The following is a 16,481-nucleotide window of genomic DNA, read 5'->3' on the forward strand; positions in this document are numbered from 1 at the left end:
GTAAAATGATAAAAAACAGTTAAAAATGAAAAAGAATTTATATAGCGTTTTTGGGATTTTAGTCCTCTCTTTTCTGGTGATTTCTTGTGGAAAAGATAAACCTGTAACCAGCGAAGCGAATGAAGTTTTAACCGAAACTGATGGTGTGCTCTACAAAGTAGACACCATGAACAGTAGAATAGAGTGGAAAGGTTATAAAGTGCTAAAGTCTGATCAAACCACACATTTCGGTTCTATAAAATTTGAAAGTGGAGACGTTACCGTAAAAGATGGTAAACTGCAATCAGGAAAATTCGTGGCAGATATTACCACACTAGAAAATATAGATTTAAAAGATGACCAAGAAATGAAAGCCAAATTAGAAGGTCATCTAAAAAGTGGAGATTTCTTCGAGGTAGAAAAATTTCCTACCGCTTCTTATGAAATTACCAAAGTAACCGAAAATGCAGCTGGAGATTATAACACGCTTTTAGAAGGAAATCTTACGATTAAAGGCATCACAAAGCCAGTTCAGTTTAAAGCAAATGTAACGGTAGCTGACGGAAATGTAAGCATTGCAAGTGAACCAACAGATATTAACAGAGAAGATTTCGGGTTGAAATTTGAGCTTCCTCTAGAAAATGGTTTGCTGAACAAAGAAATTAATCTTCAGATTTTGGTAAAAGCTTTAGAAAGCAAGTAATTTTCAAGAACCAAGTAAAAAATAGAACTCGCAGTTTTGTGAGTTCTTTTTTTATGATTTAAGTTCGGGATTATTCTGTGCTGGTTTTTGTGGTTAAAAATTAAAATCCGTATTTTTGCAATTCTATAAAACAAACCGATGTTAGATAAGATAGATGAGTTATTGAAAGAAGTGCAAGGTTTTACTTCTACTAACAAAGACGAAATTGAACAATTTCGTATCAAATTCAATGGGAAAAAAGGAATTTTAAATGATTTTTTCGAAAAATTTAAAGAAGTTCCTAATGAACAGAAAAAAGAATTTGGTCAAAAAATCAATACACTCAAACAAGCAGTAAATACTAAGTTAGAAGAGCTGAAAGAAGCTACTTCTAGCCAAATTATTATCGAAAAAGAAGACCTTACGAAACCTGCTTTTCCGTTGGAATTGGGTTCTCGTCATCCTATTAATTTAGTAAAAGGCAGAATTATTGAGATTTTTAAATCTATTGGTTTTGCAGTTTCTGATGGACCAGAAATAGAAGATGATTGGCACAACTTTACTGCGCTTAATTTACCAGAATATCATCCTGCAAGAGATATGCAAGATACGTTCTTCATTGAGAAAAATCCAGATGTTTTATTAAGAACGCATACTTCTTCGGTGCAGATTCGTCACATGGAAGAAAATCAACCGCCAATTAGAATTCTTTCTCCGGGAAGAGTTTTCCGTAACGAAGCTATTTCTTCTCGTTCACACTGTATTTTCCACCAAATAGAAGGTTTATATATAGACGAAAACGTGAGTTTTGCAGATTTGAAACAGACTTTACAGTTTTTCACAACAGAACTTTTCGGAAAATCAAAAATCAGAATGAGACCTTCTTATTTCCCTTTTACAGAGCCAAGTGCAGAAGTAGATGTTTATTGGGGATTGAATTCTGAAACCGATTATAGAATTACCAAAGGAACCGGTTGGTTAGAAATTATGGGTTGTGGAATGGTAGATCCTGCCGTTCTTAAAAATGTAAATATCGATGCGGATAAATACTCTGGTTACGCATTCGGAATGGGAATTGAGAGAATCGTAATGTTGCTTTATCAATTGGGAGACATCAGAATGTTCTTCGAAAATGATAAGAGAATGCTAGAGCAATTCGGGCATTTATAAATTAGAATTTATTATTGAAATTTTCAGAAATGATAAAAAGAAAGCGTTCAAAATTTTTTGAACGCTTTTTTATTTTTAAGATTTTTTGAACCAATTTTTTGCTCTGTTGTAATCTAAGAAATAGGTAATTCTGAGCGAAAGATTGTTAATCATAGGTTCGTTAAATAATCGGTCAAAATTATCTCTCATGCTTAATCTGGCTACATCTAAGAAATTCTGAGCTTGATTTCTGTACAGTAAAGTGAGCTGTGAACCTGGCGCAAACCACCAACTGTAACGTAAATCCAAGTTCCATGAATTGAAGGTGCCATCTTTGTTTTCGGCGAAACTAGTGTCTGGATTGAGTTCTCCATTATCTTTTAACGTGTAAAATTGTCTGTAGGCAACTTCCGAAAAATAATGACGGAAAGTTAGATTAATCGCCATTTTTTCATTAAAAGTATATTGAGAAGAAACACTGTTTTCCACAGAATTTCTTAATCTTCGGCCAATGAAAATATTCGTGGCGTCTTTTCCTACAAATCCTGTTTCATTATTGAAATTAGCATAATTTAAAGTGTGGAAAATAGAGAAATGGTCATTAAAACGATATCGGGTATTGATTTCTGACATATACGTAATTCTCTTATCTTCATTATATTTATAAAATTCTACATAACCACCGATTTTGAATTTTTTTCTTTCGTCTGTATTGGCAAAAACCCATGGATTATACATTGCCGGAATGAAAAGATATTTTCCGAAGGTTCTCGGTTCGTAAATATCATTGGTTCCAAGTGGTTTTACCATCAATCCACCTCCGAAATTGAAAAACTTTTTATTGGTAATTTGTAAATTTTGGTGAATCACGAAATCTGCAAATAAATCGGTTTCTAATCTTCTGTTATTGTTTACTCTAAGGCTGTAATTCAATTGATTGATATTGCCTTTTGGTTGCAAATAACGGTAATTGTAATTCGCACTATAATTCACATAATTGGTTTGTCCAGTAAATCCAAGGTCGTTAATATCATAATTTTTATCTCTCAAGAAAACTTCTGCGCCGAATTGATGACCTTTAATAATTTGGTTAAAACCAGCATTTCCTTCGAAACCGAATTTTTGTTTTTGATTTTCGAAAACCCAACTTCCCTCTGTAGAACCGAAAACATTAAATGTATTTTTCTTATTGGTTAAATCTAGGAAAACTCCAGTTGCATTAGCATCTCTGAAATCTCCGCTTCTCATCACACTTGTATTGATGAGGGAAACCGAAGAATTTTCACGAAATCTTTGGTCTAAAACAAAGACATTATAGTTCGCCAAAGGTTCTGTTACTTCTTTTCTGATTTCGCCAGTGTTGATATTTCTGATGGAAGCTTCCGTTTTTTCGGTAATGGCATTGAAAAATCCAATTCCTAATCCTTTTTTTGTTCTTCCTGAAATTTTAGTAGCGTTAAAAAGTTTTACTTTTTCTGGATTTTCTGCAAATTCTTCATCGGCTGCAAGTTGAGGAAACTTACTTGGGAAACCACCAATTCTTCTGGAATAAAACATATTTCCTTTGTTGAAAAGCTCTGTTCCTTCATTGAAAAACGAACGCTGTTCGCTGAACTGTTGTTCAAATGGTCCCAAATTTAGAACGGTAGCATCAAAATTGGTTTGTCCAAAATCGGGAATTAAAGTGGTGTCTAGTGTAAAAGCGTCATTAATTCCATATTTCACGTCCATTCCGCCATTGATGTTGGTAGTGGTTTTTCCGTCAAAATAATTTACATAACTCGAAAAATAAGGAAGGAAAGATAATCTGGTAGGCGTTTGTATATTTTCTACACCGTTTAGAATTCCGTCATATAATAAGAAACTACCTTTTTGATTATTCACATGATTCCATGTATAAGCGGTTTGCAATCTATTAATTTGTCTAAAAAAATTAATTCCCCACTGTTGTTTTTCGCTTTTAGGAAATCTCATCTCGAAATATGGGATTTTCATCTCAACAGACCAACCGTTTTCTAAAATTTTTACGCCAGAATACCAAATTCCGTTCCATGAAAAATCTTCCCCATTTTGATTGGTGATTTTACTATCTGCTTGTACACCTGCTGCAGTTACGAATAACTCTAAACTCTGCTGTTTATCATTATATCCATTAATAAAAAGTACGAAAAAATCATCATTTCCTATATTGTCTCTTTCGGTGAGTTCTTTCCCGATTTTAGAAGGTTCTTTATCATACATCATCGCAGAAACATAAATCCCAGTATCGTCATAAGCGACTTTTACTTCTGTTTTGAAATCAGGATTTTCAGCTTTGCCATTATTAGGTCTTAGTTCTATAAAATCATTGGCAATAGGTGCGTTTTTCCAAATTTCATCATCTAAAATTCCATCAATCTTTGGCGCTTTTTCTACTCTTACCGCGTTAATGGTTTTCCGGGTAATGTTTTCGGTTTTTTCTTCTTGTGCCGAGGAAAAACCAACAAAAAGAAAAGTGAATAAGATGATGATTTGAACTTTCATGTATTTTTTATTTAAAGAAATTAGTTGCAAAAAATTTTCATTTGTTTCAATTAGAACAACTAATCTTTTAGTTTTATTACATTAAGTACAAAAAAATCCGACAAAAATTGTCGGATTTTATATTTCAAGAAATTTATTTAGAAAAATTCAAAGGATATTTTACGTTGGCATATCCGTCTAAACTTGCTTTGAGAGAACCTACTAAAAGTTCTGCTCTGATTTCTACGGGAACGTGGTTTTCGTCATTGGTTACCCACATCGTAACGCCTTCTTGAGATTTAAAAATTCTACCACTCATTACGTAAGGTTTGATTTTAAGACAAGAAATATCTCCAAATTTGGTGGTTTTGTTTTCTACAGCAACCACTTTTAGCATAAAAGGATAAGACTCGTCATCAATCCAAACATTCATTTTAATATTGCTTCCAACTTTAAATTTAGATTTGTCCATGCTTCTAAGGTTGTAAAAAGAAGAAAGCATATCTTGAATTCCTCTCATGGTTTTAAAATTTTTAGAAGTTTGGTCTAGTTTATTGGTGAGTGTAAGAGATTGATTATCATGGTTAAATTCGGTTTCATAATGTCTTCTGTAACCACCTTCCGAAACGTTTCTAACATAATAACTAGGCAATCCAGTAGCGATATTAATGTAACTTTCATACACATCATCTACTTTGAAAAAAGCTCTTACCGCACCTGTACTTCTCCCAACTCCTGTTACTCTGTAATGAGGTTTTCCTTTATACATGATTTGGTTGGTGGTAAGAGTTGCTGTTCCTGCATTTAAGAAACCATAATGTAACCTATACGAAAGTTTTTCACCACTTTTAATATTGTCAATTTGTGAAAAAACAGAGATTGAAATTAATAAAAATATAAAATTGAATATTTTTTTCATAATCGATTTTTAAATATTTATTCCTTCGCAAATTCTTTGCCAAAATTTTAAAGTGGCAATTTTACGCATAATCAGTTGTGACAAATGTCATAAAAGTTACATAGGCCAAACCACAAAATTTGCTATATTTGCAAAAAATGAAAAGTTTTTATTCGTAATTCAAATTTACAATAAAAAATATATAAATGATAAATACAGATTTATTGATTATCGGAGCCGGACCAACCGGTCTTTTTGCTGTTTTTGAGGCAGGTTTACTTAAAATTAAATGTCACATCATAGATGCATTACCACAACCAGGTGGGCAATTGGCAGAACTTTATCCTAAGAAACCAATTTTTGATATTCCTGGCTATCCATCAGTGTTAGCTGGTGAATTGGTAGATAATTTAATGGAACAAATTAAACAGTTTGAGCCTGGTTTTACTTTGGCAGAAACTGCAACTACTCTTAATAAATTAGAAGATGGGACGTTCGAAGTGATTACCAATAAAGGTACTATTCACCGTGCAAAAGCTGTGGCAATTGCTGGTGGTTTAGGAACTTTCGAGCCGAGAAAACCTTTGATTGACAATATTGCAGACTACGAAGAAAAAGGAGTAGAATATTTTGTGAAAAATCCTGAACATTTCAGAGATAAAAATATTGTAATTGCTGGTGGCGGTGATTCTGCACTGGACTGGAGTATTTTCTTGTCTAATGTGGCAAAATCTGTTACGCTTATTCATCGTAGAAATGAGTTTAGAGGTGCTCTTGACTCCGTAGAAAAGGTACAAGAACTTAAAAATGCGGGCAAGATTAACTTAATTACACCTGCAGAAGTAATTGGTCTAAAAGGTGATGGTCATATAGAAGCTATTACAGTAGATAAAGAAGGTGAAGTTTACGATTTGGCAACCGATTATTTTATTCCGCTTTTTGGACTAACTCCTAAATTAGGTGATATTGCGAATTGGGGATTAGAAATTGAGAAAAATGCGATTGTGGTAAATAACGCTTTGGATTATCAAACCAATATTGAAGGCGTTTATGCAATTGGCGACGTGAATACTTATCCAGGAAAATTAAAATTAATTTTGTGTGGTTTCCACGAAGCAACTTTGATGTGTCAAAGTGTCTACAATAGAATGAATCCTGGTAGAAAATATGTCTTGAAATATACTACTGTAAGTGGAGTAGATGGTTTCGATGGAACCAGAAAAGAAGCTGAAAAAGCAGTAGTGAAGAAGATAGATTAAATTTTTAGTATTTGGTAGCTAGACTTATTACCAATTACTAATTACCAACTACCAATTACCAACTACCAATTACCAAAATATAACTACTAAAATGTTAGATGTAAACATAAAAATTACAGATAGAAACGGAGTTACCCATGAAGTTGCTGCGCCTACAGATATGGCGATGAACTTGATGGAAATCGTGAAACTCTATGAATTAGCAGAAGAAGGAACCATTGGTGTTTGTGGAGGAATGGCAATGTGCGCATCTTGTCAATGCTATGTAAAAAGTGATACTACGCTTCCTGAAAAATCAGATGAAGAAGAAGCGATGCTTTCTGAAGCTTATAATGTGAAAGAAAATTCTAGATTAGGCTGTCAGATTCACATTACAGAAGATTTAGAAGGTCTGGAAGTAGAGTTGGCTCCTTACGAGTAAATGTTCTTCTGAAAAAAATAAAAAAAGGCTGTTTCAATTTCCGAAACAGCCTTTTTCTTTATCAAGATTGAATTAATTCACTAAAAATAAAGCATTGCTAAATAACAGAATTCCGTTTTCCCAAAATGATCTAAAAAGCGGATTGTCTATCATGTAAACCAGTTTACCAGAGCCTTTGCTTTCTACTGAATAACTTACTGTTTCGGGTAGTTTTTTTCCGAAATTGTGGCCAATATAACCATAGCTTTTATAGTTTTTAGGTACATAAACTACATTGTTGCTTCCTTTCAATAAAGAATAGATTTTGTCTCCCGTTTTTAAACTGTAATATTTTTTGCCTAATCCAAAAGATAAAGGATGGGTAATGTCTAAATTATTCTCAATGATTGCACCAGGAATGGAATTGGCCAATAATCTTCTTTCTTCACTGCCAGAATCTAAGAAACGTTCTTTCAACTCCTTTTCTTTTTTTAATTTTTCCGCAGCTTGTTTTTCTTCATCTGAAGCATAAGGATTTAAGGCGAAACCTTCTTTTCCGTCAAAGATATTTAGTGCGCCATCAATTGCAATTACTTTTCCGCCATTGTTAATCCATTCTGTTAATCTCTTCATTTCAGCATCAGAAAAATTATATTTTCCGTCTGCCAACACCAAAGTATTAAATTCAAAAAGTTTTACATTTTTGAGTTTATTTTGCTCCACAATTGTTACAGGATAATTCAAGACTTCATCAAAATAATACCAAGCAGCACCAAACTCAGTAGAAGTAACGCCTTCACCAGAGAGTAAAAGTACTTTTGGAGCTTTCATCAACGGGAAGTTCTCTCCACCTAAATCTTTAGCATTTTTAGAAAAACCTGTAGAAATAGTAGTGAAATCATTTTTCTTTTTTACGATTTCTCCTACAAGGTTTTCAAAATCAGTAATTTTTGGGTTGTCTCCTTTAGTGATAACAATTCCTCCAGGTTCTATGGTAGCCTCGCCAAAAATAGCCTGTTTCATGGCATATCTTACTTTAATATCTTTTTTGTGAAGTTCGCCTACAATTTCTGCAGAAATTCTGTTGTTCCAAGGTACATAAAATGCGTAAACGTTTTTCGGAATTTCTTTAGAAGTAGTTTCAATAGAATTTTTTGTTTTTATATTTAAAGCATTTTTCACCGCATAACCTTGCACGCCGTAAGCTAAAGGAAGGCTCCAAGCGGTAATGTCATAAGAAAGACTGTCCGTCATTTTATTAGTCGGTTCAAATAAAATCTGTGTGAAAACCGCTTTCGGTTGATCTACTTTTACAATTAAATCATTGGGCTCTACAGAAAAACTTTCATCTTTTTTACTGAAATAATTATAACCGCTTGTGCTCATTTTTTCAGTTGCATAAGCATATTCTATTTTATTAATTTTGAGGAGTTCTGCTAATTGAACGTTTTTAGGATTGTGTTTAACCACATATGTAGCATATTTTCCTTTCATCTTCGTTCTAGGATTATTCATGAAATTTCTAAATCCTTTTATTAATGGTTCCATCTGCGAAGCAGAGGTTTCTACTACTGCTAAAACAGCAGTTTTATGATGGGTTAATCTTTCTTTGATGGTAAGATTTACACCATTTTCCATCGTAACTTCTCTACCGGCACGAATTCCGCCTTGTTCTATGGTCATTCCTACGGCTCCATTGTACATAGGATAAGTGTCTCCATAGCTAGGATAAAAAAGATCAAATCTTTCACTGGTATTATATAACCAATTTTTTTCATCAAATTTTGCGGCAATATTTTTTCCTAATAATTTGTGAAAATCTTTTTGATAGGCTTCAATAAATTCATGTTGAGGTTCTGCTGCAGGCGGGAAAAAATAAGGAGAATCATATCCTTGCTCATGAATATCCGAATGTACATGTGGCATCCATTGGTTATAAATTGCCATTCTCTGCTTAGTTTCTGCTTGTGTTTGCCAAGCCCAATCTCTGTTCATATCAAAAACATAATGATTGTATCTTCCGCCAGGCCATTCTTCTGCATGTTCTCTGTCGAATTTATTAGGATTGGTATTTTTACCCGAAATTTCTCTTAGCCAGTTTCCGTATCTGGAAAATCCATCAGGGTTAAGACATGGGTCTAAGATAACAATCGTGTTTTTCAGCCATTCTTTAGTTGTTTTATTTTCTGGGTTCGCTAATTCGTAAGCTACAGAAAGAGCGCTTTCGGTTCCAGCCCATTCGTTGCCATGTACATTAAAACTTAGCCAAACAATGAGTTTGTCGCCGATTTTGGTTGAGGTTTTAGGAGCCATACCAATAGAAGCTAAATTCTGAAGTCTTATTTCTTCTAGGTTGGCTAAATTTTCAGGAGTTGAGATATAATAAAGATTAAGATTTCTATGTTCTGAAGTTTCACCGTATTTCTGGTGTTTTACATAAGGAGTTTGAGTGGTAAGATGATTGAAATAATCTTCTACTTGATGATAAAGGGTAATTTGTTTTCCATAAGTGGGTATAAATTCATTTGGACTTTTTACCTGTGCAAAACCAATTGCAAAAATATTAATCCATGAAAGAAATAAGAGTTTTTTCATATCTGATTTAAATTTTCTCAAAAATAACGATTATATCATTACTAGAAATAGGTTTTTAATAAAAATTCCAAAACTAAATGTTTTGGAATTTTTTTTATTTTATTTTAAAACTAGTATTAAAGAGAAGGTACTTCATACCAATTTGTTCCATCGCAAATGAATTCCGTTGCGCTAATAGTTATTCCATAAGTGTTAGAGGCTTTTATCCCATCAGAAGCAGTGTAAAGTAGTCCAAAAGGCGTTTTACTTTTTACTTTAATTGTTGTATTACTGTTATATTGAGTGTATGATAATTTTAGTCTTGCGCCATTTCCTACAACAGCTGGAGATGGTAAAGTAATGTTTATATTAACAGTTTCAGAAGTAAAAGCGGAATAATTTAAAAGTAATACACCTCCAATACTAGAATTTTGTACGGTGTAATTAAATGTTGTAGAATTTACATTTACAACAGAAAAAGGAGCGTTTGTTGTGGATAATGTAGCCCAAGTTCCATCTCCTCTTAGATAAGTACTAGAACTAGCAGTGCCTGTTGCTGAAATTTTAGTTGTGGTTATAGAGTTGTCGTCTACCGTTTTGGCATGTAAAGCGTAAGGAACGCTAAGAAGTTGAGAAGTGCCATTAATGGTATAAGAATTACCACCAGTAGGGTCTATTTCAGTTTTTATGAAATATAAATCGTTTCCCCAGTTGATATTTGTTAGAGAGCCACTTACAAGACTTCCGCTACCTATTTTAGCAGTAAAAAGTCCGTTGTTGTTTGTAGTTGAGTTTTGGGTTTCAGAGTATACTGTAGTTCCATTAATAGAACTTTTTAATATACTAAACTTAATTCCTACAGATTGGTTAACTACTAATGCGTTAGATGCATTTCTTACCACTGCTTGATAACTAATTAAATTAGGTGTCTGCGCAATTAATAAAGTTGCAAATAAAAAGGCAAACAGCGAAAATAGATTTTTTTTCATAGTATTATTTTTTAATTATTTTATAAGTTTTAATAGTTTTAGCTCCTTTTTTTATGTTCAATAAATAAAGAGAAGGGAGACGCTTAATCATATTAATATTTGTGTCTTTTGAAGTTATTTCTTTTGATTCTAAGAGACGACCATTAGAATCTAAAAGTTCAAAACTTACATTTTTATAATCTTTATTGATGCTAATCGTTAAATAATCTGTAACCGGATTAGGATAAGCGTTGAAAAGAAGTTTGATTTCTGTTTCATTAATTCCTAAATAAGTGCTTACTTCATAAGCTTGTTGGGTGCCTTGAGAAATACTTCCGTTTCCCGAGCTTGTAGTAGTGTAAATCGTTTCTCCAATAGTAGAGCTTACCATTCCTGCTGAAGAACTAGTGTCAGAACCAGAAGAGACAATAGCAGATTGGGCTTTTATAAGAAAAAAATTGCTTAAGACCAAAGCTAAAATAATGTACTTTTTTTTCTTCATTTTAATAATTGTTATTAATTTAATTGTAATTGGTAAAATATATTTGACAAAGAATAAAATACTATTAGACTTATGCTAATGTATTTTTGTTTTCAGAGAAATTTCAATTGAAAAATAGATTTTTATTTAATATTTTTCTATAAAGGATTTTTTCAGGGTTATTATTATTCAAATATATAAAAAAAATCCAAAACTAAATGTTTTGGATTTTTTTTAAAGTTAAAAGACAATTCTTAATTCTTCACAGGAATATTCTTTAAGATTTCTTGTAAATATTTCCAGAATTTTTGTGCTGAAGGAATATTCGCTCTTTCGTCTGGAGAATGCGCTCCTCTAATCGTAGGTCCGAAACTTACCATTTCCATTTTTGGATAATTCGCTCCAATAATTCCACATTCTAAACCAGCATGACAAGCTACAACGTGAGGTTTTGCTCCGAAGTCTTTTTCATAAATTTCTGTCATAATTTTAATGATTTCTGCACCGGGTTTTGGTTTCCAACCTGGATATGAACCCGAAAACTCAACTTGCATTCCTGCCAGTTCAAAAACAGATTTCAGTTGTTCGGCAACAGCCATTTTGGTAGATTCTACCGAAGAACGAGTAAGGTTTAAGATTTTTAAGCCACCGTTTTTCAGTTCTACTCTTGCGATATTATTAGATGCTTCTACTAAATCTGCAACGTCTGGAGACATTCTGTAAACACCATTGTGAGCAGATTTTAAAACTAAAATAATTTTTTTAGAATCTTCCACAGAAAGTCCGTTCTCTGTATTTTCATCGGTAGCGAAATTGATTTCTAAATCTTTTTCAACCGATGCAAATTCTTCTAAAATATCAGATTTAAGAGTTTCTAATTTCTGTAAATATTCAGAAGCGTTATTTACGGCAACCAAAGCGTGAGCTTCTCTAGGAATAGCGTTTCTCAATCCGCCTCCGTCAATAGAAATCAATTGAATTTCGTTTGAAATGCCTGTATAAAGTAATCTTCCCAAGATTACATTAGAGTTGCCAAAACCTTTATGAATATCCATTCCAGAGTGGCCACCTTGTAAACCTTTGATTTCAATTTTTACAAAATTTGATGAAGTGGAAGTCAGAGTATAGTTGGCAGAAGCAGTTACATCGATTCCACCAGCACAACCTATATCTATTTCGTCATCTTCTTCTGTATCTAGATTTAATAAAATTTCGCCTGTTAATTGACCAGGTTTTAAACCAAGCGCACCCGTCATTCCCGTTTCTTCATCTATCGTAAAAAGCGCTTCAATCGCAGGATGAGCAATGTCTGTACTTTCTAAAATACTCATAATGGCTGCAACGCCAAGTCCATTATCTGCACCTAAAGTGGTTCCTTTTGCTTTTACCCAGTCTCCGTCTACATACATTTCGATTCCTTGCGTATCAAAATCGAAATCTACATTATTATTTTTCTGACAAACCATGTCCAGGTGAGATTGTAAAACCACAGTTTGACGGTTTTCCATTCCTGCGGTTGCTGGTTTTTTGATGATGACGTTTCCAACTTCGTCTACAGAAGTGGGTAAACCAAGATTTTCGCCAAAATTTTTAATAAAAGCGATTACTCTTTCTTCCTTTTTAGAAGGACGTGGAACGGCATTAAGCGCCGCGAAGTTTTTCCAAATATTTTGAGGTTCTAAATGGGTAATTGACATATAAAATGATTTCTTACAAAGATAATGAATCGTGAAAATGTAAACATAAAAAAACCTGCAAAATGCAGGCTTTTCTTTTATTTTTTAGCAAGTAAATCTACTTGTTCGTAAATTTTTTTCTTGTATTGTTCTAATTCTTCGCCGTATTTTTCTAAAAATAATCGAGCGCTCATTCCATAAACCGCTTTATTAATGGTGGTAAAGTCTTTTTCGTTTTGCTTCATTAGCGTTTCATAATCTTCTGAAGAAAGTTCTGCTTTCTTTGATTTAATGTATTTTCTGATGTCAAAATAATATTTGCTAATTTCTAAATCTGCTTCATTGTTTTTAAACGAAGCGTCATTCATGGTAAAATAGCTTTGATAATTATCGCTATCTCTTTTTACATTGTTAGAAGAATTTTGTTGCGCAAAAGAAAGTGCAGAAAAAAGTATTGCGGAAATTAATATTAGCTTTTTCATAATTTTTTGGATTTTATCAAAGATAATAAATATTTTTTGATTTGATGTTAACCTTTTGCTCTTTCTAATAAAACCATCATCATTAGGCTTAAAACTACCAGAGTTTCATCTTCATCTGCAATTTCATTGATTTGGTCTAACTGAAATTTTCTACCAAAAAATGAAGGCATTTTCTTCAAACGGTAAATTTCCTTCCCGTTATTATCATAAATGATATAAGTAGGATTGAAAAAATAACCTGTAAAAATTCCCAAAATTGGAATTTCGGTAAAGAATCCGTCTATAATTTTTACCCAAGCATTTTCTTCTTGAACTTTATATTTTTGGTTGTCAAAAGCATCCATTACAAAATAAGTAGCCTTCCAAATAGAGCGCATTCCTTTTCTGGCGATTTTTCCTAAATTCTTTCCAGTGTGGTCTGCTATGGCATAACTTGCGTTAAAATCTATCCATTGATTGGCTCTTATTCTGAAGTTTTCCTGCGTTCTGCTTTCGTTATTGTAAACAACTACATCTTCTTTGAGTTTGAATAATTTTTGACGAACATAAGCCAAAGAATTGCCGTTTTTGTCAGAAATATTGAAATCACTTGAAAGGGTAGAAATTTTAAATTTTAAAAATAGCGGATACTGAAGATTTTGCATAGAAATTTATTTTTGATAAAGATAATTTTAAATTTCCAAATTTTCAGATTTTCAAATTAAAAAGTACATTTGTATAATGAATTTTCCCAGTAAAGTTTTAGAAAAAGCCGTAGAAGAAATTTCTAGTTTGCCTGGAATTGGTAAAAAATCTGCATTGAGACTTGCTTTGCATTTGCTTCGCGTTCCAGAATCTCAAGGAATGGCACTAGGTAAAGCCATCCAAAAATTGGTAACGGACATTAAATATTGTCAGGAATGTCATAATTTTTCAGATGAAGATATTTGCGAAATTTGCAGTAATCATAAGAGAAATGATGAGGTGCTATGCATTGTAGAAGATGTAAGAGATGTCATGGCGATAGAAAATACTGCAAAATTTAATGGTAAATATTTGGTTTTGGGAGGTAAGATTTCTCCCATGGAAGGAATTGGGCCACATCAATTAAATATTTCTTCTATTGAAAGAAAACTGAATGAAGGAAAAGTAAAAGAATTGATTTTTGCCCTTTCTGCAACCATGGAAGGAGATACTACAGCGTATTATTTATACAAAAAATTCAAAGAGTTTCCGGTGACTTTTTCTACCATTGCTCGTGGAATTTCTGTGGGTGATGAACTGGAATATGCAGACGAAATCTCTTTGGGAAGAAGTATTGTGAACCGCTTGCCTTACAACGAAAAAATGTAATTTTTATAAAAATTTCACTGCATGATTTCTGTAATTATTCCTCTTTACAACGCCGAAAATACCATTCTAGCTGCACTAGATTCGGTGAAAAATCAGGAAGGGGATTTTGATTTTGAAATTTTGGTAATCAATGACGGTTCTACCGATAAAAGCGCTGAAAAAGTTCAACAATTCATTGACGAAAATCCTCAGTTAAAGATTCAATTAATTCATCAGGAAAACAAAGGTGTTTCTTCGGCTAGAAATGCAGGTTTAAGATTAGCAAAAGGAGAATGGATTGCTTTTTTAGATTCGGATGACGTTTGGTTGTCTCATAAAACCAAAGTGATGATGAAGGTTTTAACAGAAAATTCAGAAATAGATTTTTTGGTGGCTTTAGCCAATGATGAACAATCTGGATTCCCCTATATTTTCAATGAAAAAAAACTGGCGGAAATCTCTATGTGGAAAACAATAATTAGAAATGTAGGACCAACTCCCACCGCAATTTTCCGAAGAAAAGTATTAGGAAATACAGGCTATTTTGATGAAAATCAAAAATTTGCAGAAGACGCGAATTATTGGCTTAGAATTTCTGAAAATAATAAAATGTTTGTTTTAGGAGAAAGTTTAGTGATTACAGGTTCAGGAAAGAAATCTTTCGGAGAATCAGGACTTTCGGGAAATCTTCCAGCAATGGAAAAAGGTTTTCAGAAAAATCTTAAAGAAATGCTTCAGCGAAAAAGAATTTCGGCAATAGAATATTTCTTTTTCTATTTGTTTTTGAAGTTAAAATATATCATTAGAATTATAAGAGCGAGAATATAATGAAGCTTTCCATCATCATATTAAATTACAACGTAACGCAGTGGTTAAGAAATTGTCTTTTATCCATTGAAAAATATGTACATGATATTGATTATGAGGTAATTGTGATTGATAATCAATCACCTGATTCTTCATGGAAAGAATTGATAGCGGAGTTTCCTCAAGTGAATTTTATAGAAAATTCTTCCAATGAAGGTTTTGCCAAAGCCAATAACAAAGCCGTAAAAACTGCAAAAGGCGAGTATATTTTATTGCTGAATCCAGATACAGAATTGGAAGGGAATTACATGCGTGAAATTTTGGATTTTGCAGAAGCTCAAGAAAATTTGGGTTGTCTTGGCGTGAGATTTCACGATTTGCAAGGTAATTTTTTACCAGAATGCAAGCGTTCTGTTCCTGATGTGTTTAATTCCTTTGAAAAATTATTTTCACCATTTCAGTCGAATCAGTCTTCTAAGAAAAACTATTACCGAAACGACATTGCAGAAACAGAAATTGCACCAGTCGAAGTGATTACAGGTGCTTTTTTATTGATGAAAAGAGAATTGTATCTGGAAATTGGCGGTTTAGATGAATCGTATTTTATGTACGGAGAAGATATAGATTTGTGTTACACCTTGTTGAAAAAAGGTTATCAGAACTGGTATTACGGCAAACATTCTATTTTGCACATCAAAGGCGAAAGTACGGTAAAAGATGAAAAATACCTTTCTAATTTTTACGGAGCCATGCAGATTTTCATTGAAAAATATTACAAGAAACAATCACCGTTGCAATATCAGTTTTTAAAGTTTGGACTAAAAGTTCGACACTTTATTGCAAAGCTTCAACTCAAATAAAAAAGCGATTCAGAATTTCTGAATCGCTTTTTTAAATATCGTAAATAATAAATTATTTCGTAGCAGTTGGTTTTTGAACCGGAGCTTGTGGAGCTGATTGAGCAGGAGCTTTAGCTTCTTTTTTCTCTGGAGCATTTACGTCTTTAATTTGTACGCTTGGTTTTGCAGTAAGCACTACGCTTAAGAAAATCAATGAAACAATGATAATTGCTAATACCCAAGTTGCTTTTTCCATAAAATCATTCGTTCTCTGTACGCCGAATTGTGCAGAAGAACCGCCAAACGTAGCAGATAAACCTCCACCTTTTGGGTTTTGTGCCATTACAATAATAACTAATAAAACACAAGCTATGATGATTAACACCATGAAAAGACTAAATATAGTACTCATCTTATATTAAAATTTTTGAGTTGCAAATGTAGTGATTATTTTTATAAAATTTGTAAAATATT

16 protein-coding genes are annotated in these 16,481 nt (G+C 32.8%); 7 read left to right on the forward strand and 9 right to left on the reverse strand.

Annotation, left to right across the window (positions count from 1 at the left end; genetic code table 11):
• Positions 1-25: 25 nt before the first annotated feature.
• Positions 26-682, forward strand: coding sequence for a YceI family protein (locus KKQ79_RS01575; RefSeq protein WP_213188667.1), 657 nt, complete (start codon positions 26-28; stop codon positions 680-682).
• A gap of 138 nt (positions 683-820) precedes the next feature.
• Entirely contained in the window at positions 821-1,831 is a 1,011-nt protein-coding gene (pheS, locus tag KKQ79_RS01580; RefSeq protein ID WP_213188668.1) for a phenylalanine--tRNA ligase subunit alpha, read from the forward strand.
• Positions 1,832-1,906: 75 nt separating this feature from the next.
• On the opposite strand, the gene KKQ79_RS01585 is transcribed toward pheS, so the two are convergent.
• Both KKQ79_RS01585 and KKQ79_RS01590 read right to left on the reverse strand, forming a co-directional pair.
• A complete protein-coding gene (locus KKQ79_RS01585; RefSeq protein ID WP_213188669.1) occupies positions 1,907-4,333 on the reverse strand; it encodes a DUF5916 domain-containing protein in 2,427 nt (808 codons plus the stop codon).
• A 133-nt stretch (positions 4,334-4,466) separates the two neighbouring features.
• On the reverse strand, positions 4,467-5,231 hold the full coding sequence (locus tag KKQ79_RS01590) for a DUF3108 domain-containing protein (protein ID WP_213188670.1): 765 nt from the start codon (positions 5,229-5,231) through the stop codon (positions 4,467-4,469).
• Between the two features lie 185 nt (positions 5,232-5,416).
• Here KKQ79_RS01590 and KKQ79_RS01595 point away from each other — a divergent pair, with 185 nt between their 5' ends.
• Entirely contained in the window at positions 5,417-6,469 is a 1,053-nt protein-coding gene (locus KKQ79_RS01595) for an NAD(P)/FAD-dependent oxidoreductase (protein ID WP_104792358.1), read from the forward strand.
• A gap of 91 nt (positions 6,470-6,560) precedes the next feature.
• Complete coding sequence (locus tag KKQ79_RS01600) at positions 6,561-6,890, forward strand: 2Fe-2S iron-sulfur cluster-binding family protein (RefSeq protein WP_213188671.1); 330 nt, start codon at positions 6,561-6,563, stop codon at positions 6,888-6,890.
• Between the two features lie 72 nt (positions 6,891-6,962).
• Here the strand turns inward: KKQ79_RS01600 and KKQ79_RS01605 are convergent, their stop codons facing one another.
• From KKQ79_RS01605 to KKQ79_RS01630, 6 genes are all read right to left on the reverse strand, one after another.
• Positions 6,963-9,464, reverse strand: coding sequence for a M14 family zinc carboxypeptidase (locus tag KKQ79_RS01605; protein ID WP_213188672.1), 2,502 nt, complete (start codon positions 9,462-9,464; stop codon positions 6,963-6,965).
• Positions 9,465-9,580: 116 nt separating this feature from the next.
• The gene (locus KKQ79_RS01610) at positions 9,581-10,345 is read right to left on the reverse strand and encodes a hypothetical protein (protein WP_213188673.1); all 765 of its coding nucleotides are present in this window, start codon (positions 10,343-10,345) and stop codon (positions 9,581-9,583) included.
• Between the two features lie 91 nt (positions 10,346-10,436).
• Positions 10,437-10,913 carry a T9SS type A sorting domain-containing protein gene (locus KKQ79_RS01615; RefSeq protein WP_213188674.1) on the reverse strand — a complete coding sequence of 159 codons (477 nt, stop codon included), beginning with the start codon at positions 10,911-10,913 and terminating at the stop codon, positions 10,437-10,439.
• Positions 10,914-11,146: 233 nt separating this feature from the next.
• Complete coding sequence (locus tag KKQ79_RS01620) at positions 11,147-12,589, reverse strand: aminoacyl-histidine dipeptidase (RefSeq protein WP_213188675.1); 1,443 nt, start codon at positions 12,587-12,589, stop codon at positions 11,147-11,149.
• A gap of 77 nt (positions 12,590-12,666) precedes the next feature.
• On the reverse strand, positions 12,667-13,050 hold the full coding sequence (locus KKQ79_RS01625; protein ID WP_213188676.1) for a hypothetical protein: 384 nt from the start codon (positions 13,048-13,050) through the stop codon (positions 12,667-12,669).
• 47 nt (positions 13,051-13,097) lie between these two features.
• A complete protein-coding gene (locus KKQ79_RS01630) occupies positions 13,098-13,700 on the reverse strand; it encodes an LURP-one-related family protein (protein WP_213190660.1) in 603 nt (200 codons plus the stop codon).
• 70 nt (positions 13,701-13,770) lie between these two features.
• Here KKQ79_RS01630 and recR point away from each other — a divergent pair, with 70 nt between their 5' ends.
• Genes recR through KKQ79_RS01645 form a run of 3 tightly spaced genes read left to right on the forward strand, consistent with a single transcriptional unit; the run spans position 13,771 to position 16,028 of the window.
• Entirely contained in the window at positions 13,771-14,382 is a 612-nt protein-coding gene (recR, locus tag KKQ79_RS01635; protein WP_213188677.1) for a recombination mediator RecR, read from the forward strand.
• A gap of 21 nt (positions 14,383-14,403) precedes the next feature.
• Positions 14,404-15,189 carry a glycosyltransferase family 2 protein gene (locus tag KKQ79_RS01640; RefSeq protein WP_213188678.1) on the forward strand — a complete coding sequence of 262 codons (786 nt, stop codon included), beginning with the start codon at positions 14,404-14,406 and terminating at the stop codon, positions 15,187-15,189.
• Positions 15,189-16,028, forward strand: coding sequence for a glycosyltransferase family 2 protein (locus KKQ79_RS01645; protein WP_213188679.1), 840 nt, complete (start codon positions 15,189-15,191; stop codon positions 16,026-16,028). The genes KKQ79_RS01640 and KKQ79_RS01645 overlap by 1 nt, the downstream gene beginning before the upstream one ends.
• Positions 16,029-16,080: 52 nt before the next feature.
• Here the strand turns inward: KKQ79_RS01645 and secG are convergent, their stop codons facing one another.
• Positions 16,081-16,419 (reverse strand): preprotein translocase subunit SecG, encoded by a 339-nt coding sequence (secG, locus tag KKQ79_RS01650; RefSeq protein ID WP_069799356.1) that lies wholly within the window; start codon positions 16,417-16,419, stop codon positions 16,081-16,083.
• Between the last annotated feature and the right edge of the window lie 62 nt (positions 16,420-16,481).

This window comes from Cloacibacterium caeni (genome assembly GCF_907163125.1).
Classification (GTDB): Bacteria; Bacteroidota; Bacteroidia; order Flavobacteriales; family Weeksellaceae; genus Cloacibacterium; species Cloacibacterium caeni_B.

Excerpts from the sequence above, each read along its gene's own strand:
- KKQ79_RS01575 (WP_213188667.1), top strand. The coding sequence starts at position 26 with ATGAAAAAGAATTTATATAGCGTTTTTGGGATTTTAGTCCTCTCTTTT.
- KKQ79_RS01585 (WP_213188669.1), bottom strand. The coding sequence starts at position 4,333 with ATGAAAGTTCAAATCATCATCTTATTCACTTTTCTTTTTGTTGGTTTT.
- KKQ79_RS01620 (WP_213188675.1), bottom strand. The coding sequence starts at position 12,589 with ATGTCAATTACCCATTTAGAACCTCAAAATATTTGGAAAAACTTCGCG.
- KKQ79_RS01600 (WP_213188671.1), top strand. The coding sequence starts at position 6,561 with ATGTTAGATGTAAACATAAAAATTACAGATAGAAACGGAGTTACCCAT.
- KKQ79_RS01590 (WP_213188670.1), bottom strand. The coding sequence starts at position 5,231 with ATGAAAAAAATATTCAATTTTATATTTTTATTAATTTCAATCTCTGTT.
- KKQ79_RS01615 (WP_213188674.1), bottom strand. The coding sequence starts at position 10,913 with ATGAAGAAAAAAAAGTACATTATTTTAGCTTTGGTCTTAAGCAATTTT.
- KKQ79_RS01625 (WP_213188676.1), bottom strand. The coding sequence starts at position 13,050 with ATGAAAAAGCTAATATTAATTTCCGCAATACTTTTTTCTGCACTTTCT.
- KKQ79_RS01605 (WP_213188672.1), bottom strand. The coding sequence starts at position 9,464 with ATGAAAAAACTCTTATTTCTTTCATGGATTAATATTTTTGCAATTGGT.
- pheS (WP_213188668.1), top strand. The coding sequence starts at position 821 with ATGTTAGATAAGATAGATGAGTTATTGAAAGAAGTGCAAGGTTTTACT.
- KKQ79_RS01595 (WP_104792358.1), top strand. The coding sequence starts at position 5,417 with ATGATAAATACAGATTTATTGATTATCGGAGCCGGACCAACCGGTCTT.
- recR (WP_213188677.1), top strand. The coding sequence starts at position 13,771 with ATGAATTTTCCCAGTAAAGTTTTAGAAAAAGCCGTAGAAGAAATTTCT.
- secG (WP_069799356.1), bottom strand. The coding sequence starts at position 16,419 with ATGAGTACTATATTTAGTCTTTTCATGGTGTTAATCATCATAGCTTGT.
- KKQ79_RS01640 (WP_213188678.1), top strand. The coding sequence starts at position 14,404 with ATGATTTCTGTAATTATTCCTCTTTACAACGCCGAAAATACCATTCTA.
- KKQ79_RS01645 (WP_213188679.1), top strand. The coding sequence starts at position 15,189 with ATGAAGCTTTCCATCATCATATTAAATTACAACGTAACGCAGTGGTTA.